This is a genomic window from Demequina aestuarii, assembly GCF_000975095.1.
Taxonomy (GTDB): domain Bacteria; phylum Actinomycetota; class Actinomycetes; order Actinomycetales; family Demequinaceae; genus Demequina; species Demequina aestuarii.
Genome location: NZ_BBRD01000001.1, coordinates 452,160 through 476,787, shown reverse-complemented (window position 1 = coordinate 476,787; position 24,628 = coordinate 452,160). Strand labels below are relative to the sequence as shown.

Sequence of the window (24,628 nt, the reverse complement as noted above, 5' to 3'; positions counted from 1 at the left end):
CCATGCTACGCCGGGCAGGCGAGCGACCTCGCCGAGTCGCCTCAGGAGCTCCTCGCGCAGCAGGGGCGGGCGTCGCGCCTAGAGCGCGTAGTCGACGACGAGCGGCGCGTGATCCGTCCAGCGCGCATCCCAGGACTCCTGCCGGTCCACCCGTGCATCGGTCGCCGTGTCGGCGAGCGCCGGGGACGCGTAGTGGTAGTCGATGCGCCAGCCTGCGTCGTTGTCGAACGCCTTGCCGCGCATCGACCACCACGTGTATGGGCCTTCGCGGTCGCCTGCCAGAGTGCGGTGGACGTCCACCCATCCGGCCTCGGCCCAGCGATCCAGGTAGGCCCGCTCCTCCGGCAGGAAGCCAGCCGACTTGAGGTTGCCCTTCCAGTTCTTGATGTCGCGCTCCGTGTGGGCGATGTTGATGTCACCCATCACGACCACGCGGTCGTACTGCTCGCGGAGCGCCGCCATGCGCTCAGTGGAGGCGTCGAGCAGCGCGTACTTGTCGTCCATCGACGGCGTGCCTGCGGTGCCGGAGTGCTGGTAGGTCGAGACCACGCGCACGGGGCCTGAGGGCGACTCCACGGTCGCCTCGATCCACCGGCCGGTGTGGACCGGCTCATCCATGATGCCGCCGAGCGCGTCGACCCCGGCGAGAACATCGGTGAGTGCGGACCGCGAAGCGATGGCCACGCCCGCCCGGCCCTTGATCTCGCATGCCTGCTCGACCACGTGCCATTCCGCACCCACGAGCGGAGCGGTGATGTCGAGCGGGGCCCGCACCTCCTGGAGGCACACCACATCGGGAGCGGACTGCGCGAGCCAGTCGCCCATGCCCTTGCGTGCGGCGGCGCGCACGCCGTTGACATTCACCGATGCGATTCTCATCTGCACTCCTCGTTCGGATTGTTCGTTCTCGCTGTGCGGCCGCATGCTGCCGCGTCCACCTGCGAGGCTATCGCGCGCGGCGGACACCACCCGCGCGAGACGGGCGGCGGCTCACGCGCCGAGGCGCTGTGCTGCGTCGGCACGCGCCTGCGATGACGAGCGCGCGCCGACGACTGCCCTCGCCGCCTCTCGGCACGTCTCGAGAGAGGCAGCGGCAAGAGACGCCGCCACGGGTCCGAGCGCGCGCGGCGCCATCGACAGGCTGCTGATGCCGAGGCCCACGAGCACGGGAGCGAGGTCCGGCATCGACGCCGCCTCGCCACACACGCCCACGGGGATCCCCGCGGCTTCTCCCGCTCGACCCACCTCGGCGATCATGGCCAGCACCGCTGGCTGCCACGGGTCGGTCAGGTGAGCGAGGTCCGTCGACTGGCGGTCGGCCGCCATCACGTATTGAGCGAGGTCGTTGGTGCCGATCGACATGAAGTCCACCTCGGCGGCTACCTGGCCCGCCATCACGGCTGCCGCGGGAGTCTCGATCATCACACCGACCTGCCCGATCCCCGCGGCGCGGGCGAGCGACGCGAATTCTGCGGCCTCGTCCGGCGTGGTGATCATGGGTGCCATCACCCAGGTCTGCGCGTCGCCTCCGGTGATCGCGGCGACGATCGCGTCCAGCTGACGGGCCAGCAGGTCGGGGTGGACGGTGGCGGTGCGGAACCCTCGCACGCCCAGCGCCGGGTTCGGCTCGGCCGCGAGAGGCAGGTAGGGCACCGGCTTGTCTGAACCGGCATCGAGGGTGCGGATCACGACACGCTTCTGCGGGAACGCCGCGAGCACCTCGCCGTACTCGCGCGTCTGCTGCTCGACTGAGGGCTCATCGGCTCGACCGAGGAACGCGAGCTCGGTGCGCAGCAGACCGACGCCCTCCGCTCCCCACGAGGCCGCCTCCCGCGCCTCGTGTGCTCCAGCGATGTTCGCCAGGAGCGCCACGGCGGCGCCGTCAGCGGTCGCTCCGGCTGCCTCCAGCGGCTCGGGAACGATCCGCTCGCGCACCGTCGCCCGCTGCGCTCGATCCGGTTCGATCACGAACTCGCCCGTGCCGCCGTCCACCATCACCTCGGTGCCGTCGGGAATGGTGGTGGCGCCACTCGCACCCACCACCGCAGGAATCCCCAGCTCCCTGGCGATGATCGCGGTGTGAGACGTGGGGGCACCACGTTCGGTGACGAGCGCCAGGCACGTCGACGGGTCGAGCTCGACGGTGTCAGCGGGAGCGAGATCGACGGCGACCAGCACGTGTGGGTCGACCGTGCGAGCAGCCTCCAGCTCGCGCCCCTCGAGCACCGCGATCACGCGATCGCGCACATCGAGCACGTCGGTGGCGCGCTCCGCGATCACGCCGCCGGCCTCCCGCAGCGCGACCGCGATCTCGCCTGCGGCCTGCCAGATCGCACGCTCTGCGGTGCTCCCCTCCCGGCAGCGACTCTCCGCGCCCTCCCGCACCGCACGATCCAGCGCGATGGCGGCCGTGGCCTCGAGGACAGCCGCGCGCTCTCCGTCGACTCGCGCCGCCGTCTCCCTGAGAAGCTGCGCGACGTGCGCGCACGCCGGCGCGATGCGCTCGGCTTGGGCCGTGCGCTCGGCCTCAGGCACCATGCGCGCAGGAGGCTCTTGCGCCGGAGCGGCAGCCTGCCTCACCGGCCCCACCACGCGACCCGCGCTCACACCGAGCGGTGCGGAGAGCGGAGCCGCCGCTGCCGAACGCGCCTCGCCGCCGGTGTCCGGCGTGAAGCCCTTCTGCTCACCCGACTCCTCGGCTGCGATCTCCTCGCCGAAACCGCTCTCGACGAGCGCCACGACGGCATCGACGCCGTCCTGTGCCGAGGGTCCGCGACCGACGATCTCGACCGTGGTCCCGGGCGCAGCCGCCAGGATCGCCAGCGACGTGGGAGAGGCGGCATCGGCCCATCGACCGCCCGCGCCGATCCTCACGTCTGCACCGAGCCTGCCCACCGTGGCCGCGATCGCGGCGGCCGGCCGCGCGTGCAGACCGGCGACGTTCACGATCACGGCGGTGGCACGCGCGTCCGCGTCGCTCTCGACCGGAGCCTCCTGCGTCGCTCCATCGCGGTGGTCGCCACGCTCACCGAGCTGAGAGAGCTTGGGCGCCAGCGCATCGGCGGCCTCCCGAGCCACCTCGTCGATCCCGGCGCCTGCGGCCGCACGCACCGCAGCGGCCACCAGGCCCTCGACGAAGGGCGCGGGAACCAACCGCACCTCGATGTCGCCGGTCAGGAACTCGAGCGCCATCTCCGCGCTCATGATCGCCGACCCCAGGTCGAGAAGCGCGACCACTCCGGACCCTTCATCCGCCTCCTCGATCGCCGCGGCCACCGCGGTCGCATCGGTCCCAGTGCCGCCGTCCGCAGTGCCGGCGGCGACCACGATTGCAGGCGGGTCCTCCGCCACCATCTCGGTCGCGAGAGCGACGGCCGCGTGGGCCAGCGGAGCCGAGTGCGAGACCACGACGATCCCCACGCGGGACGGCGGACTCATGTGACGGAGGCCGCCAGCGCCTCGAACAGCATGGCGGTCGACGCTGCGCCGGGATCGACGTGGCCGACCGACCGCTCGCCCAGGTAGCTGGCGCGGCCCTTGCGTGCCACGAGCGGCGCGGTCGCGTCGCGGCCCTCGGCTGCCGCGGTCGCGGCCGCGCGCGCCGCGTCAGCCAGCCCTCCGCCGTCGGCGAGAGACGCGGCGAACGCGTCGAGCGCTGGCGCCATCGCGTCGACCATCGTCTTGTCACCGGCCTCGGCCTTGCCGCGGTCCGTGATCCCGCCCAGCCCCGCCTGCAGCGTGGCCAGGAGTCCGGCCGCGTCGATCGAGTCCGTCTCGCCCGCGGCCACGCCGAATCGGAGGAAGAACGTGCCATACAGGGGTCCCGACGCTCCGCCCACGGAACTGACCAGGGTCATCCCCACGGACTTGAACATCTCATCGAGGGCGGCCGGCGCGCTGCCGGCGACCGCGTCGTTCACGGCCGTCATGCCGCGCGCCATGTTGGACCCGTGGTCGGCGTCGCCGATCGCGGAGTCCAACTCGGTCAGGTGCGCCTTGTGCTCCTGCACCGCTGTGCCGAACCGGGCGAGCCAGTCCTTCGCGATGTCCAGAGTGAGCTGATCCGCCACGTCCTTCGCTCCTGTCGTCGTTCTTCTATCGGCCCCAGCGCAGCCCGGCAGTCTGCACCGGCGCATCCCACAGGGCCAGCATGTCGTCATCCGCCTTCAGCACCGTGAGCGAGCACCCCGCCATGTCCAGCGACGTGATGTAGTTGCCCACGAGGGTGCGGGCGATCCTCACTCCCGCCTTCTCCAGGAGGGGTGCCACCTCGCCGTACATCAGGTAGAGCTCCAGCAGCGGTGAGCCGCCCATGCCGTTGAGCATGACGATCGCGGGGCCAGACATGTCGGTGTCCGCGAGGATCGGCTCCACCAGCTGCGCCGCGATGTCCTTCGCGGGAGCGAGCGGCTCGCGATGACGGCCGGGCTCGCCATGGATGCCGATGCCGATCTCCATCTGGTCGTCCGGCAGGTCGAAGGTGGGCTTGCCCGCCGCTGGAACCGTGCAGCTGGTGAGCGCCATCCCCATCGAGCGACCGCCCTCGTTGACGCGGTGAGCCAGATCGGTCACTGCAGCGAGGTCGCGGCCCTCCTCGGCCGCGGCGCCCACGATCTTCTCGACGAGCACCGTGACGCCGACGCCGCGCCGCCCCGCGGTGTACAGGGAGTCCTGCACGGCGACGTCGTCGTTCGTGACCACGGTGGCGACCTCGACGCCCGCCTCGGCCGCAGCGAGCTCGGCGGCCATCTCGAAGTTCATGACGTCGCCGGTGTAGTTCTTGACGATGTGGAGCACACCGGCGCCGCGGTCCACCTCCTTGGTGGCCGCCTGCATCTGATCAGGCGTGGGCGAGGTGAAGACCTCCCCTGCACACGCGGCATCGAGCATTCCGTGGCCCACGAAGCCACCGTGCAGCGGCTCGTGCCCCGTGCCACCACCGGAGATGACGGCGACCTTGCCATCGGGCTTAGGGTCCGCTCGATAGATGATGCGGTGCTGGTGGTCGATGCGCACCGAGGAATCCGCAGCCTCGATTCCCCTCAAGGCATCGGCGATGACGGTCTCTGGTGCGTTGATGAGCTTCTTCATCGTGACTCCCTAGGACAGGTGCGGGCGCACACGCCCGCGGGGTGTGGTCGGGCGGCGCAGCGGCCGCGGACGGCGGCGTCGCGACATCGTCGCTGCGACAGCCGTGAAGCGAGAGGACGTGGCGAGCGGGACCGGTGTCGACCGCGGTGCTGTCACGTGCATCTGCGCTCCTCTGGGTGCGGAGCCCTCGCCGTCGAGGACGACCGCCTGGCCCACCATTGGGCCACTATTCGACAATATCGAATACTATTCCGCGAGTGGAACCTGTCAACCGGAGTGGAAGAGCCCGAGCGTGATCCAAGCCATCGACCGTGCCGCACGGGTGCTCCACGCGCTCCAGGGCGCGCGTCACCTGGGCATCAGCGAACTGGCGCGCGAGCTCGATCTGGCGCCCTCGACCGTTCATGGGATCGTGCAGTCGTTGCGAGAGCACGGGCTGGTCGTGAAGGAACGGGGCTCGCAGCGCTACCGCCTCGGACCCATGCTGCTCAAGATGTCGAACGTGTTCCTCGACACCCACGAAGTGCGGGCGCGTGCCATGCAGTGGACGCGAGAGCTCGCCCGTCGCACCGGCCTCTCGACACGGCTGGGAGTCGATCTGTTCGACGAGGTGCTGATCGTCCACCACAACCGGCGCCCCGACGGAAGCCAGCAGATGTACGAGACCGGCCTCACCATCCCGGCCCACGCGTCAGCGATGGGTAAGGTGCTGCTCGCGTACCACCCGCAGCTGGCGCGTCAGGTCACGGATGCCCCGCTGCGCCCGCTCACGGGAGACACCATCGTGGATCCCGAGGCGCTCCTCGCCACGCTTCCCGGCATCGTGGCGAACACCCTGGCGCATGAGCGCGACGAGGCGGTCCTCGGCGAATCCGCCATCGCGGCGCCGATCGCGGACCGCACGGGAGAGGTGGTCGCCGCCATCGAGGTGGTGCTGCCTACGAGTGACATCCCGCCCGACCCTCAGATCGGCAACCACGTGCGCGAGACTGCGCGCACCATCTCGCGGGAGCTGGGGTGGCGCGAATGGCCACCACCAGCCCCCGTCGAGAGCACTGACGGAGAGGAGGTCCCGGACCAGCCCGAGGGCTGACTCAGAAGAGCTACGACGCGCTGAGGCCGCGCTCCGCCTGCTCGACCACGTTGGACAGCAGCATCGCGCGCGTCATCGGCCCCACCCCACCAGGGTTGGGCGAGAACCACGACGACTTCTCGATCGCCTCGGGCGAGATGTCTCCTGCCACCTTCGACTTGCCGGTCTCGGGGTCCGTCACGCGGGACACTCCAACGTCGATGAGCACGGCACCGTCCTTCACCATGTCCGCGGTGATGATCCCGGGCACGCCCGCCGCCGCCACGATCACGTCGGCTCCGCGCGTGTGCGAGGCGAGGTCCGCCGTGCCGGTGTGGCACAGCGTCACGGTCGCGTTGACGGCCTTGCGGGTGAGCAGCAGGCCGATGCTCCGGCCCACGGTCGTGCCACGACCCACCACCACGATGTCCTTGCCCTGCAAAGACACCCCATGGCGCTCGATGAGCTCGATGATGCCCTTGGGCGTGCACGGCAGCGGCGACTCGATGGGCCCCGCCACGCGCAGCACGAGCCGCCCCAGGTTCGTGGGGTGCAGCCCATCGGCGTCCTTGGCGGGGTCGATGGTCTCGAGCACGCGGTTCGCATCGACGCCCTCGGGCAGCGGCAGCTGAACGATGAAGCCCGTGCAGGCCGGGTCCTCGTTGAGGCGGGTCACTGCGGCCTCGATCTCGGCCTGAGTGGCGGTGGCGGGGAGATCCTCGCGAATCGAGGAGATCCCCACCTCGGCGCAGTCGGCGTGCTTGCCGTTGACGTACCAGGTCGAACCCGGGTCGTCTCCGACCAGCAGCGTGCCGAGCCCGGGAGTGACGCCGCGCTCAGCGAGCGCCGCGACCCTCTCGGTCAGCTCCGCCTTGATGGTCGCGGCGGTCGCCTTGCCGTCGAGTCGTCGTGCCCCTGCGTCGACTCCCACGGTGTCGGGAGCCCCCACTACTGCTGGAGCCCGTCGTACAGCGGGAAGTCGTCGGCCAGCGCCTTGACGCGTGCGCGCAGGGCGTCCACGTCAGCGCCGCCCTTGAGCGCCGTCGCGATGACGTCGGCGACCTCCGTGAACTCCTCGGCACCGAAGCCGCGCGATGCCAGCGCCGGGGTGCCGATGCGCAGCCCGGAGGTGACCATCGGCGGACGCGGGTCGAACGGGACCGCGTTGCGGTTCACGGTGATGCCCACCGAGTGCAGGAGGTCCTCGGCCTGCTGGCCGTCGAGCTGCGAGTTCCTGAGGTCGGCGAGCACCAGGTGGACATCGGTGCCGCCGGTGACGACGGAGATGCCGGCCTCGGTCGCATCGGCCGCCACCAGGCGCTCCGCGATGATGCGCGCGCCCTCGATGACCCGCTGCTGGCGCTCCTTGAACTCGGGCGCCGCAGCCGCCTTGAGGGCGACCGCCTTCGCAGCGATCACGTGCATGAGAGGGCCGCCCTGCTGTCCCGGGAAGACTGCGGAGTTGAGCTTCTTGGCGAGCTCGGTGTCGCGCGACAGGATCATGCCCGAGCGGGGGCCACCGATGGTCTTGTGGATCGTGGTCGACACCACGTCCGAGTGCGGCACGGGCGACGGGTGGAGACCCGCGGCGACCAGGCCGGCGAAGTGCGCCATGTCGGTCCACAGCTTGGCGCCCACCTCGTCGGCAATGGACCGGAACGCCTCGAAGTCGATGTGGCGCGGGTAGGCGGACCAGCCGGCGATGATCACGTCGGGGCGCTCGGCGAGGGCCTGCTTGCGCACCTCGTCCATGTCCAGGCGGTGGGTCTGCTCGTCGACGCCGTAGGCCGCGACTTCGTAGAGCTTGCCGGAGAAGTTGAGCTTCATGCCGTGCGTGAGGTGGCCGCCGTGCGCGAGGGACAGCCCCATGATCTTGTCGCCCGGATTGATGAGCGCGTGCAGCACTGCCGCGTTGGCCGTGGCTCCCGAGTGCGGCTGCACGTTCGCGTACTCGGCGCCGAACAGCGACTTCGCGCGATCACGGGCGATGTTCTCCGCGACGTCCACCTCTTCGCAGCCGCCGTAATACCGGCGGCCGGGGTAGCCCTCGGCGTACTTGTTGGTCAGGACCGAGCCCTGTGCCTGCAGCACGGAGCGCGGCACGAAGTTCTCGGACGCGATCATCTCGAGGTAGGTCTGCTGACGCACGAGCTCGCGGTCGAGGACCTGGGCGATCTCGGGGTCGAAGTCCTGCAGGGTCGCGTTCATGACCGCTGCGGTGGCGCTGGAATCAGTGCTCATCAGTGTCCTTGTCTGTGGCGGCACACGGGGCCGCCGGTTGTCCGGTGACCTTGGCCCAGGCGTACGACCAACAGTCTGATGATGTGCCGCTCCCTCGTGGTGACCCACTGCGCCAGTCGCGACGGGCGTCAGTCTAGCAACGCGCATCGGCCCGAGGCGAGCCCCGTCACGCCGTCCGTTCGCCCGCCCACCATCGATGGTCCATGAGCGGCGCCGTCGCGCGCGCGACGACGCGGTGCGACACGGCCCACGCGAACGCGACGGTCGCGATGGCGATCAGCGCGAGCCACGCCGCCTCGGGCAGCGCGGCGCCGTAGCCGTCGTCACGGATCGGGTACAGAGCGAACGGATGCAGCAGATACACGACGAGCGAGCCGGCGCCGATGCGCGCGGCCACCCGCGAGCTCCATCCCGTGAGAGACACGAGCGCGAGTGTCAGCAGGCCTCCGGTCGCGAGCACCGCCGCGCGCAGGGCGGCGCCTTCGATGAACGTGAAGTCGAGGTCCCCGTAGTCCTCGTGGAGGAAGAACACGCCACGGTTCAGGATCGGCTCCGTGAGGTACGCGAGCACCCATGCCCCGGCGAACAGCGCGGCGGAGGCGATCCGGATGCTTGGGGAGCGCAGGCGTGCGAACCACGCGTCGCGCCATACCAGGCCGAGGACGAAGAACGGCAGGAAGCCGAGGGTCCGGCCGAGCGACAGTTGAGGGCCGATGACGGCCAGTCCGCCCGCGGTGATGGACACGCCGACGCTCACGGGAAGGACGTGCGGAATCCTCGCCAGCCACGGGGCGGCCACACGCCATGCGAAGAGGGACAACAGGTACCAGGTGGTCCAGGCGGGAACGAGCGGCGTGGGCGTGGAGATCTCTCCCGCCACGAGGGACGCGGCGCCGAGGTGCAGCACCTGGAAGACGGCGAAGGGAAACAGCAGACGCCCCGCGAGCGCACGCGGCGACCACCCGGACGACTTGCGCGTGAGGTAGCCCGAGAGGAACACGAACGCAGGCATGTGGAACATGAACAGCCACTGCGTGATCGCCTCGGCGGGACGGCCGGACAGCGGCCCGATCGCGTGGCTGAACACGACGAGCATCACCAGCAGACCCACGGCGGCGTCGATCGAGCGGTCGCGACCGGGAGGCGAAGCGATCTCGCGACGGGCGTCGCTGCGCGGCGTCAGCGACCGATGCAGGGCAAGGGCGGAGGGGGACGTCACCCCTCCACTGTGCGGGACAGGCCTCTCAGGCCGCTCTCAGAGAGGGGACCGGACGAGAGCAGTCAGTTGTCGCCGCGCACCGCGTTGTCGTCGAGATCATCCGAGACCACGGCGCCCGCCTCGAGGACCTTCTTGAGGTACGCGTAGGTGAGGTCGCCCGCCACCTGGTCGAACTGGTGGTCGTAGCCCGCCTTGTTGTACAGCGCGATGTTGTGCTTGGAGTTCTGGCCGGTGAAGACCCAGACCTCCTTGGTCGACTCGGGCAGGTGGCCGAGCACGGCGAAGAGCAGCTGGGTGCCGATGCCCTGGCCCTGGAGGTCGGGAACCACGGCGAGGCGGCCGATGGTCGCCTTGTCTCCATCGATCCCCACGCGGATCGAGCCGATGAGGCGGTGGCCCTGCCACGCCCCCAAGGTCACGACGTCGTCGGACTCGAGGTCGACCTGCAGCTCATCGAGGGTCTGCGTGAGCGCGGGGATGTTGGGGTCGTCGTACAACTGGGCCTCGGTGACGAACGCGGCGCGCCGCACCGTCAAGAGTTCACCCACGTGGTCGACGCCGATGACGTCGATGCGCACTCCGTCTGACTCAGCCATGGGTCCATCTTGCCAGCATCGCCGCCACACGCCGTGACGTGCGCCGCGCGGCGCTGGCTAAGATCGGCGCATGCCTTCCGAACGACCGGGATCGTGGATCCTCAGCCTCTCGTGCCCTGACCGCCCCGGCATCGTGCATGCCGTCTCCGGCCTGCTCGCGAGCCACGAGGGCAACATCACCGAGAGCCAGCAGTTCGGCGACCCCGACACCGGGCTGTTCTTCATGCGCGTCGAGTTCGCGTCGCACGCGTCGCGTGAGGAGCTCGATGCCGCCGTGACCGACCTCGCTGAGCGATTCACGATGACGTGGACGCTCGACGTCGCGGGCCGGCCCATGCGGACCATCGTGTTGGTCTCGCGCGCGGCCCACTGCGTGAACGACCTGCTGTTCCGGGAGCGAGCGGGCACCCTGCCGGTCGACATCGCGGCCGTGGTGGGCAATCACGAGACCCTCAAGGATCTCGCCGAGTTCTACGGCAAGCCCTTCCACCACATTCCCGTCACCGCTGACACCAAGCCAGAGTCCGAGTCGCGGCTGCTCGCGCTGGTCGAGGAGCTGGGCGTCGAGCTCGTCGTCCTCGCGCGCTACATGCAGATCCTGTCGCCGGAGCTGTCCACGGCGCTCCACGGGCGCGCCATCAACATCCACCACTCGTTCCTGCCCAGCTTCAAGGGCGCGCGCCCCTACTTCCAGGCCCATGACCGCGGCGTCAAGCTCATCGGAGCGACCGCCCACTACGTCACGGCGGACCTCGACGAGGGGCCCATCATCGAGCAGGACGTGGACCGGGTGGATCACACGGCGACGCCGGAGACCCTCACCGCGCTCGGCGCCGACGTGGAGCGGCGGGCACTGGCTCGCGCAGTCGGGTGGCACGCGGAGCACCGCGTGCTCCTGGACGGTCACCGCACCATCGTCTTCAGCTGACGCGGCGAGGCGCGCTCAGTCGAGACCGAGCGCTGCTCTCGGCACGGCCGATGCGGCGGCGACGGCGTCGTCGCGCGGCACCCCTGCCTCGACGCAGACCTCGACCGCTCTTCGGAGCGTGAGCGTCGACCCGGCGAGGGTGCCGGTACCGGTCAGTACCGCGCGGCCACCACTGACCTCGACCTCGCGCGACCCGAGCAGGTAGCGGCCGTCGGATGACGCTGCCGCGGCCATGGCGTCGGTGACGAGCACGATGCGGCCCGGAGCGGCGCGGAACAGCGTCGCGATCAATGCGGGATCCACGTGGATCCCGTCGGCGATGACCTCGATGAACACCCGGGAGTCGTCGAGGGCCGCCCCGACGGGACCGATCTCGCGGCCCGCAATGCCATGCATGGCGTTGAAGGCGTGCGTGACCAGCGTCGCGCCGCGATCGAAGGCCTCCCGAGCCACGGGGGCGTCAGCGTCCGTGTGACCCACCGCGACTGCGACCCCTGCGTCGACGAAGGTCTCGATGGCTTCGAGAGCGCCGGGCAGTTCGGGCGCCATGGTGATCTGTCGGAGCGCATCGCCACACGCACCCAGCAGCCGCCCCACCAACTCCGGTGTCGGCAGCGCCAGACTCCCGGGATCGTGAGCACCCTTGCGCGACGGCGCGAGGAATGGTCCCTCGAGATGGATGCCCAGCAGCGATGGGTCACTGTTCATCGCCTCTCGCACCACGCCGATCTGGCGCTCCAGCTCCGCCAGCGGCAGGGAGACGAGGGACGCCACCATCGCGCGAGTCCCTGCCTCCCGATGCGCCGCAGCCGCGGCGAGCGTGCCGTCGACACTGTCACCGAAGGAGTGTCCCCCGCCACCATGACCGTGGATGTCAGTGAATGCGCCCTGACCCATCGCTAGATTCCCTGCCACGCGGGCTTGTGACGCTGCGCCCACTCGTAGTAGTCGCGATGGGCGAGGCGGGATGCCGCCGCCTCATCCAGCACCACCGTCACCCGCGGGTGCAGCTGGATGGCCGAGCCGGGCATCGAGGCGGTGACCGGGCCTTCGGCGGCGGCAGCCACCGCATCGGCCTTGCCGTCGCCGAACGCGAGCAGCACCAGGTGACGAGCTCGGAGGATGGTGCCCAGGCCCTGCGTGACGCAGTGCATCGGCACCTCGTCCAGCGAGTCGAAGAACCGGGCGTTGTCCTGGCGGGTGCGCTCCGTGAGGGTCTTCACCCGGGTGAGGGACGCGAAGGACGATCCGGGCTCATTGAAGCCCAGGTGACCGGTGGCGCCGATGCCGAGGAGTTGGAGGTCCACGCCGCCGTGGGCGTCGAGGGCGGCCTCGTAGCGCTCGCCAGCGCTCTCGATCCGCTCGGCCCCGCCATCCGGAACCCGCACTCGCGCCGGGTCGAGGCCGAGCGGATCGGTGACATCACGCGCCACCACCTCGGCGTAGGACTGGGGGTGACCGGAAGGCAGGCCCACGTACTCGTCGAGCGCGAAGGCGCTGACGCGCGAGAAGTCCGCTCCCTGGGAGGCGTGCCGTGCGAGAGCGGCGTAGACCGGCAGAGGGCTCGAGCCGGTGGCGACTCCGAGCGTGAACTCCCGAGTCGCATGGACGGCCCGCGCGATGTGGTCGGCGACCACCTGCGCGCCCTTCTCTGCGGTATCGAAGACCAGCATCTCAGCCACGTTCCACCTCCAGCTTCGCGGCGCCGATCGCGGCGATGGGCTCCCCGTGGGGAGCCAGGACCATGCGCCCGCCCATGTCGAGCGACGCGAGGAACGGTGAGGCCGCCTCCCATCCACGAATCACCCTGCGAGCACCGTCAAGCAGTTCGTAGCGCAGGCCAGTGAGCCCGCCGCCGAGCATCACGCGATCGACGTCGAGCGTCAGCACGAGCACGCGCACGGCAGTGGCGACGCCCTGCATGAGACCCGTGCGGATCTGCTGCGCGCGCTCGTCGCCGGCACGCGCGGCGCGCAGCACGTCCACGGCGGCTGCGCCGTCGCGGCCCCACTGCTGCACCATCCCGCTGCCGGACGCGTAGGTCTCGAGCCCCCCGGGCAGACCGTCCGCCCCGACTGGGCCCGCCGGGTCGATCGAGATGTGGCCGATCTCGCCCGCCGCTCCCCTGCCACCGCGCCACAGGCTACCGTCCAGGATCAGGCCCGCGGCAAGCCCCGTCCCCACGTTGAGGTACGCGACTGACGAGGGCCCGTCACCAAGCAGGTGCCATGCACCGAGCGCAGCGACGTTGACGTCGTTCTCGACGGTCACGGGCACTCCCCAGCGGTCGCGCAGCACGTCCGCGAGTGCGAGTCGCTCGACGTCGAGGTTCAGCGCATGCTCGACGACGCCGCCCCTCACGGCGCCCGGGATGCCGATGCCCACGCCGGCGGCGTCGGCGACCTCGATCCCGGCATGGGAGGTCGCCTGCGCCACCGCCTCGCACGCGGACGCGATGACGCCCTCCGCGCCCCTCGTCACCGGCATGCGGTGGCGAGCGAGCAGCGCATCGTCGGCGCCGAGCACGACCGCATCGACCTTGGTGCCGCCGATGTCGACGCCGATGCGCGGGGCGGTCACGAGAGCACCTCGGCAAGAGCGGCTCCGACGAGGCGAGAGGCGCCGAACGTCGCGAGGTCCGCATACGGTGCGGTCAGGTCCGGCCACCCCATGTCCACGACGATGGGGTCCAGTGCCCGCACGCTCTCGATGACCTCGCGGATCCAGGCGTGACGATGGTTGTCCTTGCCGACCACGACCAGGACCGCCTCCTGCGGAATGGCGTCGAGATCGAGGGCATCGCCGGGTCGCACCACCACGTCTGCCCCGACGCCCGCCGCGAACGGCCCCCACGGCGAGTGACCCACGGCGATGTTCGCGTCCGGCTCGAGCTGGATCCAGTGACGCGGCCGGGTGTCGGACACCAGGCCCTGCAGCCTGATTGCGACGCGCTCGGAGACGTGAAACGCCGCTCGCACCGAGGCCTGGCCGAGGCCAGCGGCCGTGCTTCCAGCCGCGACCGCATCGGCCGCCTGCTGACTGAAGGACTCCACCATGGCGCCGATGCGCACACCCGCGTCCTCCACGCGCTGTGCGGAGAGGTCTCCCTGCGCTACCGCGGCATCGATGGCGGCGACGATGGCGTCGATCTGCTCGTCGGTGTTCGCCGTGCCGATGCACAGCAGGTCGCAGCCTGCCGCGAGGGCTCGCGCGGCGGCGGCGGGGATGCCGATCTCGCCCGAGGCGCCCACCATGTCGAGCGCATCGGAGACCACGACGCCCTCGAAGCCCATCTCGCCGCGCAGCAGGTCCGTCAGGATCGGCCGCGAGAACGTGGCCGGCTGCTCGGGATCGAGCGCGGGCACGGCGATGTGCGAGCTCATGATGGTCGCCACGTCCGCCTCGATCACCGCGGCGAACGGCGCGAGCTCGCGCGCACGCAGCGTGTCGAGGTCCGCGTCGACCGTCGGCAGGGAGACATGAGAGTCCTGCGCGGTGTCGCCGTGTCCAGGGAAGTGCTTGGCGCTGCCAGCGACGCCGGCCGACTGCACTCCTCGTGTCCAGGCGGCGCCGTGACGGCTCACCAGATCCGCATCAGCCCCGAACGACCGCACGCTGATGACGGGGTTGGACACGTTCGAGTTGATGTCGACATCCGGGGCGAGGGTGAGGTTGATGCCGGCGTCGATCAGTTCCCGGCCCACCTGCTCCCCGACGGCACGGGTCATCGCCGGGTCGTCGAGGCGGCCCAGCACGGCGTTGCCCGGGAACGGCGAGCCTTCGCGCTGATGCAGCCGCGACACGTCGCCGCCCTCCTCATCCATGGAGATCACCGCCCGCGGGTTCGCGGCGCGAATGCTGGCGGTGAGGGATCGCAGCTGCTCGCGGGACTCGACATTGGTGGCGAACAGGCACACCCCGCCCATGCCGTCCCGGAGCCGTCGCTCGACCCACGCGGGCAGCACGGTGCCCTCGAACCCTGGCATGAGAGTCGCGAGTGCGCTCATCCCTTCACCGCCCCGCCCACGAGGCCCGACGTCATGCGGCCCTGGACGATCATGAAGAACACGATGACCGGGATCGCGACGAGCGTCGAGCCAGCCATCACCTGACCCCATTCGATCATGCCCAGGCTCGAGGGCTGTGCGAAGTTGCGCAGCCACAACGGAAGCGTCTCGCTCTGGTCGGAGGTGAGGATGACGGAGGCGAGCGCGAACTCGTTCCACACCTGCAGATAGGCATAGACGCCCGATGCGACAAGGCCGGGGGCGAGCAGCGGGAACGTCACGCGCATGAATGCCCCGAATCGCGTGCACCCGTCCATCATCGCCGCCTCCTCGAGGTCGGCGGGCACGCCGGCGACGAAGCCGCGCAGCATCCAGAGCGTGAACGGCACCACCATGGCGATATAGATGATGGACACGCCCGCGATGCTGTTGAGCAGACCGAGCCCGGAGATCATCTTGTATTGGGCGATGAACATCGCCTCTGCGGGAAGCATCTGCACGAGGATCACGGCGAGCACGAACGACTTGCGGCCGCGGAACCGGAACCGGGACACCGCGAGTGCGCCCAAGAAGGCGAACACCAGGCACACCACGAGCGCGATGCCCGTCACGGCCAGCGACATGCCGAGCGCACCCGAGAAGGTCGAGTCGGAGAACACCGCGCGGTAGTTCGTCCACGACCCCGAGGTCGGCAGCCAGGTGGGTGTGAGACCCGAGATGGTCGCGGAGGTCTGGAACGACGAGTTGACCATCCAGTACACCGGGAAGACCCACATCACGGCGAGCACGAGGGCCAGCACCGTGAACAGGGGACGGAGCGGAGAGCGCTTGGTGGTCACGACTGGTCCTCCTTGATCAGCTCGCGCACGTAGAACCAGCTGAGCGCGATGGTGAAGACCAGGACGATCATCGCCGCCGCTGCCGCGACTCCGAAGTGGCCCTGGCCGATGCCGAGCCCGTAGATGTACGTGCCCAGCAGGTCGTACTTGTCTCCGGCGGCGCCGAACCCTTGCAGCAGTTCGATCTGCGCGTACACGCGGAGATCCCAGATGAGCTGCAGCAGCAGCAGGATCACGAGGATGGGGCGCAGGATGGGCAGCGTCACGCGCCGCAGCATCTGGAATCCGCCAGCGCCGTCGAGCTGCGCCGCTTCCACGACCTCCTCCGAGACCTGCGTGAGGCCCGCGTACACGGAGAGCGCGACGAACGGCACGGAGGCCCACGTGATGATGATGGACGCGACGGCGAAGAAGCTCCATGGGTCGACCAGCCAGTTGTGTCCCACGAGGTCCACGCCCGGCAGGTAGCTGAGCAGGTAGTTGAGCACGCCGTTGCGGTCGTCGATGAGCCAGTTCCACACCGTCATCTGCGCGACGATGGGCATCGCCCACGCCACCAGCATCGCGATCTGCAGTGCGATGCGCGACCACGACGGGATCGACTTCATCAGCACCGCGAGCCCGATGCCGATCACCATCGTGGCGAGCGCCGTGACGGCCATGAATGCCACGGACTTGATCAGTACTGACCAGAAGCCGCCGTCGGTGAGCAGGGCGATGTAGTTGTCGAGACCCACCCATGCGGGAGCCTCGCCGAACTGCTGTGCGAGGCCGTACTCGCGGAACGAGTTGAGCACCTGCCACCCCAACGGGTAGCCCATGCCGACCAGCAGCGCGAGCAGCGCGGGAGCGATGAGCAGGTACGGCAGGCGCGGGCGCTTGCGCCGTGTTCGCGGGCGCGCGGGCGGCGGCGGCGCGTCGAGCAGCTCGCGCGCGGGCGCAGAAGTGGTCATGGCGGTTCCTCGGTGCAAGTCAGACGGGGGGGGAAGTCAGGCGGGGCGGTCAGCGAGGCCCCGGGCGCCGGCCCAGGCGCGGGTGGCGCACCCGGGCCGGCGAGGAGGAGGTGCCGGTCCGGCCGTCGATCGACGGCCGGACCGGGCCCGGCAACGGCCTAGCCGTTGATGAGGGCGTTGATCTGATCGTCGTACTCGACGGCCAGATCGGCGACGTCGCCGCCCTCGGCGACTGCGGCGAAGTACTGCTCCATGATCTTCGCCTCTTCGATCGCGGCCCAGCCCGGCGCGGCCGGGGTGAGCTTGGCGTTCTCTGCTGCCGTGAGCGCGATGTCGCCCATCGCGGCGACCTCGGCGTACGTGTCGGCGTAGTCGAGGTTGGCCGGGCCGAGCCCGTTCTCCGCGAGCATCGTCTGGTACTCCTCGGAGAAGATGATGCGCATCAGGGTCTTCGCCCCTTCCGGGTGCTGGGTCGAGGCCGAGATGCCGATGTTCGAGCCGCCCGCGAACACGGGAGCGACTCCCCCGTCCACGCCGGGAAGCGCGTAGGCGCCGAACTTCTCCTCGTTCCACGTGGCGACCGGCTCGCCCTCGTCGTTCTCGGCGATGTCGCCGAGCGACCAGTACGCCCAGTTGGGCGCCATGGTGGTCGCGGCAGGCGTGCCGGGGAGGAAACCGTCGTTGATCGCCTCGTACGCCGTGGAGTCGTCGTCTGTCACCTGGGCGACAGAGGTCTCCATGAACAGCTCCTGCCACTGCTCCATGCCCGTGATCGACTCGGGCGAGGACAGCGTGGCGGTCCACTCCGAACCGTCGTACGTGGCGATGTCACCGCCGTTCGCGAAGATCCATGAGATGCCATCTCGCCAGCTCTGGCCGGGCACGTAGAAGCCGCCCACGCCGTCGTCCATGAGCGAGGCATTGACCTCGGTCACCTCGGCGAGATCGGTCGGCACCTCGACGCCGCCCTGCTCGTACAGGTCCTTGCGGTACCAGACCATGCGGGAGCCGAAGTAGTACGGCAGCGCGAGGCGCTGCTCTCCCACCGAGCCTGCCTCCACGAAGCCCTGAATCAGCGAGTCCCCTCCCAGCTCGTCGTACATGTCGGTGATGTCCATGAAGGCGCCCACCGTGGTGAACGTCGCGGACTGGGTGTTGCCCACCTCGGTCACGTCGGGGGTGTTCTCCGAGTCCGGCAGCGCGGTGGTGAGACTCGAGATCGCGTCGCCCCAGCCGATCTGCTCGACGGTGAGTTCGCCGCCGTTGACGTCGGCATACTCCGTCTTGAGATAGTCGATGAGGGTGTCAGGGGTGTCCGTCCCCATCAGCCACAGCGTGATGTCCTCTGCCTGGGCCTCGGCAGTGGGCTCGCCGCCGCCCGCAGTGGAGTCGGTGGTCGGCTCGTCATCGGATCCGGACGACGAGCATCCGGCGAGGACGATGGCTGATGCGGCGGCAAGGGCCACCGCACCGCGTGTCATCTTCAGCATTGCGCTACTTCCTTCTGTTGTGTGTGTGCCGTCCGCGACCCGAGGGCCACGTCGTGGGTGGTGCGTGGGGGTCACGAGACCCCCAGTTGGCCGGTGAGGACCATGACCACTGCCCCAAGCACGACGATGTCGCGCCCCAGGGTGGTCATCCGCAGCGTCAGGTGGCCATGGAGCTCGGCCATCGTGCGGCTGCGAAGCGTCTCGGCGGTGCCGTCAAGAAGGGCACCCCCGAGCACGGTGTGAGGGCCGGCGAGCACGACCTCGCTGAGGTTCAGCGCTCCCACGACGGGTCCGAGCGAGATGCCCAGCCGCTCGCCCGCGGCGCGCAGGATGTCCTCGCGCTCGGCCTCATTCGAGGCGTTGGCGAGGCGCGCCTCGAGCCGGGGCGTGGCGAGCCAGGTCTCGAGGCATCCGCGCTTGCCGCACGCGCACTCGTCGCCGCCGTCGGTACCCACCACCACGTGACCGATCTCGCCCGAGGCGAACCCCGAGCCGTAGATGAGCTGGCCTCCCACCACGATGCCCGCGCCGAGGCCGCGGCCCACGCGAATGAGCATCATGTCCGCATCGGCGCCGCCGAAGGTGCGCTCCCCGATCGCGGCCATGTTCGCGTCGTTGGCCACTTGGGCCGGGAGCTGGTAACGATCGGCGATGAGCTGCTGAAGAGGGACGTGATGCCACTCGAGGTTCGGGGCGCTCACGACGGTGCCCTCGAGGTCGACGATGCCGGGGCTCCCCACACCGATGCCGATGACCGGCGACGCGGCGCGTGCGAGCAGGCCGTCCAGGAGCGCGTAGACAGCGTTCGTGGCGCCCTCGCCCACGACGCCGTCCACGTCGACCTCTCCGCGCTCGATCACCGTGCCGTCCAGGTCAGTGACCGCGCCGCGGAACACCGCGTTGTTGGACAGGTCGAGCCCCACGATGACGAAGCCCTTGCGGTTGATGTCGAGCAGCGTCGCCGGCTTTCCCGGCCGCGAGTCGGGACGCAGCCCCAGCTCGATGACCAAGTGCTCGCCGATCAGATCCGCGACGAGGTCAGAGATCGTGACGCGGGTGAGGCCCACCTCCCTCGCGAGGTCGGCCCGGCTCAGCCCTTCGGCGCGGTAGAGGGCCTGCAGGACCAGGGCGCGGTTGTGGCGGCGCGCGTGCTCGGGGCGTACGCGGGCGCCGGGTCGCACGGCGGCGGCACGAGTGGCCTGGGCCGCTCGTCCGGAAGAGCCTCGCTGCGCTTCGTCAGTCGTCATGGTTAGTTAGTAAAGGTTACTAACGAACTCCTGACAACCCCCTCGAATCCTTTCGGTGCCAACTGTTACCGATCTGTGACGATTGTCACGCTGGCTCACGCACCCGGCCTGTCATGTCGATGCCCCTTACTGTCGATGCCTAAGATGCAGGCGAACACGCAGTTCTGAGGAGGACTCATGGGCAGAGCAGCACGCATCGCGCGTACCGCAACAGCACTCGGTGCGCTCACGCTCACCCTGACGGCGTGCGCGGCCCCGATCGCGGGGACCAGTTCGTCCCCCTCCGCCTCGCCCTCGCCGACCGTCTCGCCGTCGCCGTCAGCGAGCCCCACACCGGCCGCATCACCGAGCGACACCCCCAGCGCCACTCCCTCACCCACCGCAGCCGCCGACTCGGACCCGCGAACGCAGGTCGACGTCATCGTCACCATCGCCGACGTCTATGCCGGCAACGTCGAGGTTGTCTCGTACGTACCCGACGTGATCGAGGATGACGGCGAGTGCACCCTCACCCTCACCAAGGGCTCCGAGACGTACACTGCGACGCGCAGCGCCGCACCCGATGCGACGAGCACCTCGTGCGGGCGCATGGCCGTCGACGATGCACGCCTGAGCGAGGGCACGTGGACCGCAGTCATCGAGTACGAGTCTGCAGCGAGCGTCGGGCAGTCAGACGCGACCCCTGTTCCGGTGGGCCCGTGACGCGGCTCCGCCGCGGCGCGGGCGTCGCCCTGGCGACCCTGTTGTGCCTCATGGTCGTGGACTCGCAGGCGATGGCGGCCAACGGGGACGACTTCGACCCCGGCTACATCATCTCCGACGAGGTGTTCTACAACCCCACCACGATGACCGTCGGCGATGTCCAGGCCTTCCTCGATGCCAAGGGCGCGGCATGCGTGTCTGGAGCAGTGCCCTGTCTCAAGGACTTCGTCGAGAACACCGAGAGCCGTGACGACGCCCTGTGGCGCCTGTGCGCGGACTACCAGGGCAAGCCCAACCAGACCGCCGCCCAGATCATCGTCGAGATCGGCCGCCTGTGCGGAGTCAACCCCCAGGTGCTGCTCGTGCTTCTCGAGAAGGAGCAGAGCCTCGTCTCAACCCGCACCCCCACCGCCAGGCGCTACGAGATCGCAGCCGGGTTCGGGTGCCCGGACACCGCCGCGTGCGACGAGCTGTACTACGGCTTCGTGAACCAACTCTTCCGCGCCGCGCGGCAGTACCAGCGGTATCGTGCCGTCCCGTACAACTACGGCCACATCGCAGGTCGCGTCAACTCCATCCTGTACCACCCCAACTCGGCGTGCGGCCGTTCCGACGTGTACATCCGCAATCAGGCCACCGCGGGGCTGTACAACTACACGCCGTACCGACCCAACCAGGCGGCCCTGGACAACCTCTACGGCACGGGCAACAGCTGCTCGTCCTACGGGAACCGCAACTTCTGGCGCATCTTCACCGATTGGTTCGGGTCCACTACGAACCAGGGCCACCGCATCACCCCCAAGCGGGACTGGGACGGTGACTCCTACGCCGACATCGTCGCGCGCCGCTCAGACGGATACCTGTACTGGTATGCGGGTCGTCCCGGCCGCATGAGCTTCACGCGCAACATCTACGGCCGCGGGTGGTCGTCGATGACCTCCCTCGCACAGACCCACAACTTCCTCGGAAACGGCAGGCCCGAGCTCTTCGCCATCAACCGCGGCGGCGATCTCTATGCCTACGAGGGCACGGGTAGCGGAAAGATCCGGACGGTGGGCAAGGTCGGGCACGGCTGGACCTCGATGGACGCCCTCGTCGGCATCGATTCCTGGGGTGTCAACGGCACGCCCGCACTCCTCGCTCGTCACCAGGCGACCGGATCGGTGTACATCTATCCGTCGACGGGAACCGGCGGGTTCGCCCCATCGACTCACCTGAACGTCGACTGGAGCGGCTATGACGAGATCTGGTACGCCGGAGATTGGAACGCGGACGGCAGCGAAGACATCGTCGCGCGCGGCACAGCCGACGGCCACCTGTACCTCATCCCTGGCCGGCGCAACGGCACGTTCGGAGACCCGGTGCGCATCGGTTCCAACTGGCGCGGGATCTCGGAGATCATGGGCGGCGGGGACTGGAACCAGGACGGACGGCTCGACCTGCTGGGGCGTGGAACAGACGGACGGCTCTGGCTCTACGGGAGCAACGGTGCCGGTGGCTTCGCCGCGACTCAGCAGATCGGTGTCGGATGGACCACCTTCGACTTCGCTGACTGAGAGAGTCTGAGGATGAATCGGACATCGATCACGTAGGGTGTGCCCTCGAGGGGTGGCATACACAGGAGGACATCGGTGGATCGCGCGAATACTGTTCAGGACACTGCTCTCGGCACGCGCGTCCGCGCGTGGGCCGCGATTGTGATGACCGCGGCCATGGCCGCCACCTTCGTCACGATGAGCCCCGCGCCGGCGCAGGCGGCGATGTCTGTCACCGTCACCGCCCCCTCGCAGATCGACAAGGGCACCTCGGTGCGCATCAACGTCGAGACCTCGGGTGACTGGGACGGCTACGCACGCATCGAGCTCTCGTACGATGGCGGCTCCTCGTGGTCGTTGACCGAGCACGGCGTGCCGATCGTCAACGGCTACGGCACCGAGGACTGGCTGCCGACCGGAACCGCCACGTACCGCGTGCGCACGGATGAGTTCACCTCCGCGCCCTTCAGGGTGGCGGTGCGCAGCTACAACGGCTTCTCGATCAGCGGCGGCATCAGTGCACCCCGCTACCGCTACGGCGAGTCGCTGTGGATCAACGGCTACGCGGCGGCGGCGACTCGACCGGTCAAGAATGGCCTGGTGATCATCGAGTCATCGACCTCGCGCAACGGCTCGTACTCGCTGCTCACCTCGATCCGCACCGACGCGAAGGGGTACTACTACTACCGTCTGCGGCCCACCGACACGCGCTACTACCGGACCAGGCTGCTCGACGCGAACGGTCGCGTGAAGGCGACGTCCGCCCCGTTCTACGCCGGCAAGGTCGGCGGCTCGATGCGGCTCGAGGAACGAGCGATCCAACTCCGGTGGGTGATCGGCACCCCGACAGGACCCTCGACGGACATCTCCTCCAACTCGGTGAACGCCGCGCAGTTCCCCGGCGGGGCCACCGCCGCGCGCTACCGGGAGTACCAGGCAGGCACGCTCGTCGAGATCACCCGTTCGTCGGGGATCATCGACACCTTCCTCGTCTCCTGGAAGCACCTGACGGAGTACATGGATCGGGGCGCCTGGCATGGCGCGCTCGGCCTCCCCATGCGAGACGTCCGATGCGGGCTCAGTGAGCAGGGCTGTGTCCAGTGGTTCTCCGGCGGCTCCGTGTATGTCAACAACTCCGCGCTGAGCCGTGGCCGCTACGTCGCGCTCGGCCGCACCGATCAGACCGAGTACACCGCGATGGCCCTGTCCCAGGTGGGCTATGAGGAGCGCAGCTGGCGCCGTAACAAGTACAACGATTGGATGGGAGCCGTCACCGCATGGTGCGGCACCTTCGTCCAGTACTCGCTGCTCTCCGGCGGCCACGGTTACCAGCAGCCTTCGCTGTCCAACAACTACGACACCTACGTGTCGCGCCTGCGCAGTTCCGGCGAGCTCGTGAACCCGGACCGCGACTCGTCCCGGGTGAAGCCCGGCACCGTGGTCCTGTTCGACTGGGGCACCGGCAATCCCACCCACTCCGGCATCGTGGTGCGCAAGAGCGGCAGCACGATCTGGACGGTGGAGGGGAACACCACGGACGGGAGTGGCGACCCGCAGCGCGGCGTGTACTACCGCCAGCGCAGCATGGCGTCGGTGTGGCACTACTACAACCCTGAAGACTGGGGCTGAGCCTCAGCACGCGACAAGCGGGCCCGGTCTCTTCGCATCAGGAAGAGACCGGGCCCGCTTGCGTGGTGCGCGCCTAGATGAGGCCGAGTCCCCTGACGGCGTCCCGCTCCTCCGCGAGCTCCGCGACGGAGGCGTCGATCTTCTCCCGCGCATCGGCCGCGATGTCCAGGCCCTGCACGATCTCCCACGCACCGTCCTTGGAGACGGCCGGGAACGAGGACACGAGTCCCTCGGGCACTCCGTACGATCCGTCAGAGGGCAGTGCGACCGACGTCCAGTCCCCCTCGGGCGTGCCGTTCACCCAGTCGTGGACGTGCTCGATCGCGGCGTTCGCGGCGGAAGCGGCTGACGACGCGCCGCGCGCCTCGATGATCGCCGCACCGCGCTTGGCGACGGTCGGCACGAACTCGTCCGCGACCCACGCATCATCGCTCACCACGTCGGTGGCCGGGCGTCCGCCGATGGTGGCGTGAACGATGTCCGGGTACTGCTTGGCGGAGTGGTTGCCCCAGATTGCGACCTTGCGAATCTCGCTCACCGGCACTCCGGTCTTGGCGGCGAGCTGCGCAAGGGCGCGGTTGTGGTCGAGTCGCATCATCGCGTTGAAGCGGTCCGCAGGGACGTCGGGCGCGTGAGCCGAGGCGATGAGGGCGTTGGTGTTCGCGGGGTTGCCCACCACGAGCACGCGCACGTCGTCAGCTGCGCCGGCGTTGATGGCCGCACCCTGAGGACCGAAGATGCCCCCGTTCGCCGCGAGCAGGTCGCCGCGCTCCATGCCCGGACCACGCGGACGCGCGCCCACCAGCAGGCCGATGTTCACGCCCTCGAACGCCGCGGTGGGGTCGTCGAAGATGTCCACGCCCGCGAGCAAAGGGAACGCGCAGTCGTCGAGCTCCATCGCCGTGCCCTGAGCGGCCTTCATCCCCTGCGGGATCTCGAGCAGGTTCAGCTTGACGGGGACGTCGGCCCCCAGCAGCTGGCCCGAGGCGATGCGGAACAACAGGGCGTAGCCGATCTGGCCGGCGGCCCCGGTGATGGTGACGGTGACGGGTGCGGTGCTCACTTCGGTGTGACTCCTT

22 protein-coding genes and 1 riboswitch are annotated in these 24,628 nt (G+C 69.5%); of the genes, 5 read left to right on the top strand and 17 right to left on the bottom strand.

Annotated elements, in window-relative coordinates:
* Positions 1 to 78: 78 nt before the first annotated feature.
* From AOP72_RS02310 to dhaK, 4 genes are all read right to left on the bottom strand, one after another.
* The gene (locus tag AOP72_RS02310; protein ID WP_062131844.1) at positions 79 to 879 is read right to left on the bottom strand and encodes an exodeoxyribonuclease III; all 801 of its coding nucleotides are present in this window, start codon (positions 877 to 879) and stop codon (positions 79 to 81) included.
* 111 nt (positions 880 to 990) lie between these two features.
* Positions 991 to 3,438: a dihydroxyacetone kinase phosphoryl donor subunit DhaM gene (gene dhaM, locus AOP72_RS02305; RefSeq protein ID WP_084631153.1), complete on the bottom strand. Its 2,448-nt coding sequence runs from the start codon at positions 3,436 to 3,438 to the stop codon at positions 991 to 993.
* Positions 3,435 to 4,070 (bottom strand): dihydroxyacetone kinase subunit DhaL, encoded by a 636-nt coding sequence (dhaL, locus tag AOP72_RS02300; protein ID WP_062131840.1) that lies wholly within the window; start codon positions 4,068 to 4,070, stop codon positions 3,435 to 3,437. The genes dhaM and dhaL overlap by 4 nt, the downstream gene beginning before the upstream one ends.
* A gap of 25 nt (positions 4,071 to 4,095) precedes the next feature.
* Positions 4,096 to 5,091, bottom strand: coding sequence for a dihydroxyacetone kinase subunit DhaK (dhaK, locus tag AOP72_RS02295; protein ID WP_062131837.1), 996 nt, complete (start codon positions 5,089 to 5,091; stop codon positions 4,096 to 4,098).
* A gap of 292 nt (positions 5,092 to 5,383) precedes the next feature.
* Between dhaK and AOP72_RS02290 the strand changes: the two genes are divergently transcribed.
* The gene (locus AOP72_RS02290; RefSeq protein ID WP_062131834.1) at positions 5,384 to 6,184 is read left to right on the top strand and encodes an IclR family transcriptional regulator; all 801 of its coding nucleotides are present in this window, start codon (positions 5,384 to 5,386) and stop codon (positions 6,182 to 6,184) included.
* Between the two features lie 10 nt (positions 6,185 to 6,194).
* On the opposite strand, the gene AOP72_RS02285 is transcribed toward AOP72_RS02290, so the two are convergent.
* The 4 genes from AOP72_RS02285 to AOP72_RS02270 all read right to left on the bottom strand — a co-directional run bounded on the left by AOP72_RS02285 (position 6,195) and on the right by AOP72_RS02270 (position 10,219).
* Positions 6,195 to 7,112 carry a bifunctional methylenetetrahydrofolate dehydrogenase/methenyltetrahydrofolate cyclohydrolase gene (locus AOP72_RS02285; protein ID WP_238581583.1) on the bottom strand — a complete coding sequence of 306 codons (918 nt, stop codon included), beginning with the start codon at positions 7,110 to 7,112 and terminating at the stop codon, positions 6,195 to 6,197.
* Entirely contained in the window at positions 7,112 to 8,404 is a 1,293-nt protein-coding gene (glyA, locus tag AOP72_RS02280; RefSeq protein WP_062131830.1) for a serine hydroxymethyltransferase, read from the bottom strand. Before glyA ends, AOP72_RS02285 begins: the two co-directional genes overlap by 1 nt.
* 46 nt (positions 8,405 to 8,450) lie before the next feature.
* Positions 8,451 to 8,534, bottom strand: a riboswitch (ZMP/ZTP riboswitch).
* A 36-nt stretch (positions 8,535 to 8,570) separates the two neighbouring features.
* On the bottom strand, positions 8,571 to 9,623 hold the full coding sequence (locus AOP72_RS02275; RefSeq protein WP_062131827.1) for an acyltransferase family protein: 1,053 nt from the start codon (positions 9,621 to 9,623) through the stop codon (positions 8,571 to 8,573).
* Positions 9,624 to 9,685: 62 nt separating this feature from the next.
* Positions 9,686 to 10,219 (bottom strand): GNAT family N-acetyltransferase, encoded by a 534-nt coding sequence (locus tag AOP72_RS02270; protein ID WP_062131824.1) that lies wholly within the window; start codon positions 10,217 to 10,219, stop codon positions 9,686 to 9,688.
* Between the two features lie 70 nt (positions 10,220 to 10,289).
* On the opposite strand from AOP72_RS02270, the gene purU reads away from it, so the two are divergent.
* Positions 10,290 to 11,147, top strand: coding sequence for a formyltetrahydrofolate deformylase (gene purU / locus AOP72_RS02265; RefSeq protein WP_062131820.1), 858 nt, complete (start codon positions 10,290 to 10,292; stop codon positions 11,145 to 11,147).
* A gap of 15 nt (positions 11,148 to 11,162) precedes the next feature.
* On the opposite strand, the gene nagA is transcribed toward purU, so the two are convergent.
* From nagA to AOP72_RS02225, 8 genes are all read right to left on the bottom strand, one after another.
* Positions 11,163 to 12,044 carry an N-acetylglucosamine-6-phosphate deacetylase gene (gene nagA, locus AOP72_RS02260; RefSeq protein WP_062131816.1) on the bottom strand — a complete coding sequence of 294 codons (882 nt, stop codon included), beginning with the start codon at positions 12,042 to 12,044 and terminating at the stop codon, positions 11,163 to 11,165.
* Positions 12,045 to 12,046: 2 nt separating this feature from the next.
* Complete coding sequence (locus tag AOP72_RS02255) at positions 12,047 to 12,829, bottom strand: glucosamine-6-phosphate deaminase (RefSeq protein WP_062131813.1); 783 nt, start codon at positions 12,827 to 12,829, stop codon at positions 12,047 to 12,049.
* The gene (locus AOP72_RS02250; RefSeq protein WP_062131811.1) at positions 12,822 to 13,727 is read right to left on the bottom strand and encodes an ROK family protein; all 906 of its coding nucleotides are present in this window, start codon (positions 13,725 to 13,727) and stop codon (positions 12,822 to 12,824) included. Before AOP72_RS02250 ends, AOP72_RS02255 begins: the two co-directional genes overlap by 8 nt.
* Positions 13,724 to 15,154, bottom strand: coding sequence for a beta-N-acetylhexosaminidase (nagZ, locus tag AOP72_RS02245; RefSeq protein WP_062131808.1), 1,431 nt, complete (start codon positions 15,152 to 15,154; stop codon positions 13,724 to 13,726). The genes AOP72_RS02250 and nagZ overlap by 4 nt, the downstream gene beginning before the upstream one ends.
* The gene (locus tag AOP72_RS02240) at positions 15,151 to 15,930 is read right to left on the bottom strand and encodes a carbohydrate ABC transporter permease (protein WP_084631835.1); all 780 of its coding nucleotides are present in this window, start codon (positions 15,928 to 15,930) and stop codon (positions 15,151 to 15,153) included. The genes nagZ and AOP72_RS02240 overlap by 4 nt, the downstream gene beginning before the upstream one ends.
* 59 nt (positions 15,931 to 15,989) lie before the next feature.
* On the bottom strand, positions 15,990 to 16,946 hold the full coding sequence (locus AOP72_RS02235) for a carbohydrate ABC transporter permease (protein ID WP_062131803.1): 957 nt from the start codon (positions 16,944 to 16,946) through the stop codon (positions 15,990 to 15,992).
* A gap of 158 nt (positions 16,947 to 17,104) precedes the next feature.
* Complete coding sequence (locus AOP72_RS02230) at positions 17,105 to 18,436, bottom strand: extracellular solute-binding protein (protein ID WP_062131800.1); 1,332 nt, start codon at positions 18,434 to 18,436, stop codon at positions 17,105 to 17,107.
* A 71-nt stretch (positions 18,437 to 18,507) separates the two neighbouring features.
* On the bottom strand, positions 18,508 to 19,683 hold the full coding sequence (locus AOP72_RS02225) for an ROK family protein (RefSeq protein WP_062131797.1): 1,176 nt from the start codon (positions 19,681 to 19,683) through the stop codon (positions 18,508 to 18,510).
* Positions 19,684 to 19,860: 177 nt separating this feature from the next.
* On the opposite strand from AOP72_RS02225, the gene AOP72_RS02220 reads away from it, so the two are divergent.
* The 3 genes from AOP72_RS02220 (at position 19,861) to AOP72_RS02210 (ending at position 23,549) form a co-directional block, all read left to right on the top strand.
* Complete coding sequence (locus AOP72_RS02220) at positions 19,861 to 20,385, top strand: hypothetical protein (RefSeq protein ID WP_062131794.1); 525 nt, start codon at positions 19,861 to 19,863, stop codon at positions 20,383 to 20,385.
* Positions 20,382 to 21,941 carry an FG-GAP-like repeat-containing protein gene (locus AOP72_RS02215; RefSeq protein WP_062131791.1) on the top strand — a complete coding sequence of 520 codons (1,560 nt, stop codon included), beginning with the start codon at positions 20,382 to 20,384 and terminating at the stop codon, positions 21,939 to 21,941. Before AOP72_RS02220 ends, AOP72_RS02215 begins: the two co-directional genes overlap by 4 nt.
* Positions 21,942 to 22,016: 75 nt before the next feature.
* On the top strand, positions 22,017 to 23,549 hold the full coding sequence (locus tag AOP72_RS02210; protein WP_062131789.1) for a CHAP domain-containing protein: 1,533 nt from the start codon (positions 22,017 to 22,019) through the stop codon (positions 23,547 to 23,549).
* 73 nt (positions 23,550 to 23,622) lie between these two features.
* On the opposite strand, the gene AOP72_RS02205 is transcribed toward AOP72_RS02210, so the two are convergent.
* A complete protein-coding gene (locus tag AOP72_RS02205) occupies positions 23,623 to 24,612 on the bottom strand; it encodes a malate dehydrogenase (protein WP_062131786.1) in 990 nt (329 codons plus the stop codon).
* Between the last annotated feature and the right edge of the window lie 16 nt (positions 24,613 to 24,628).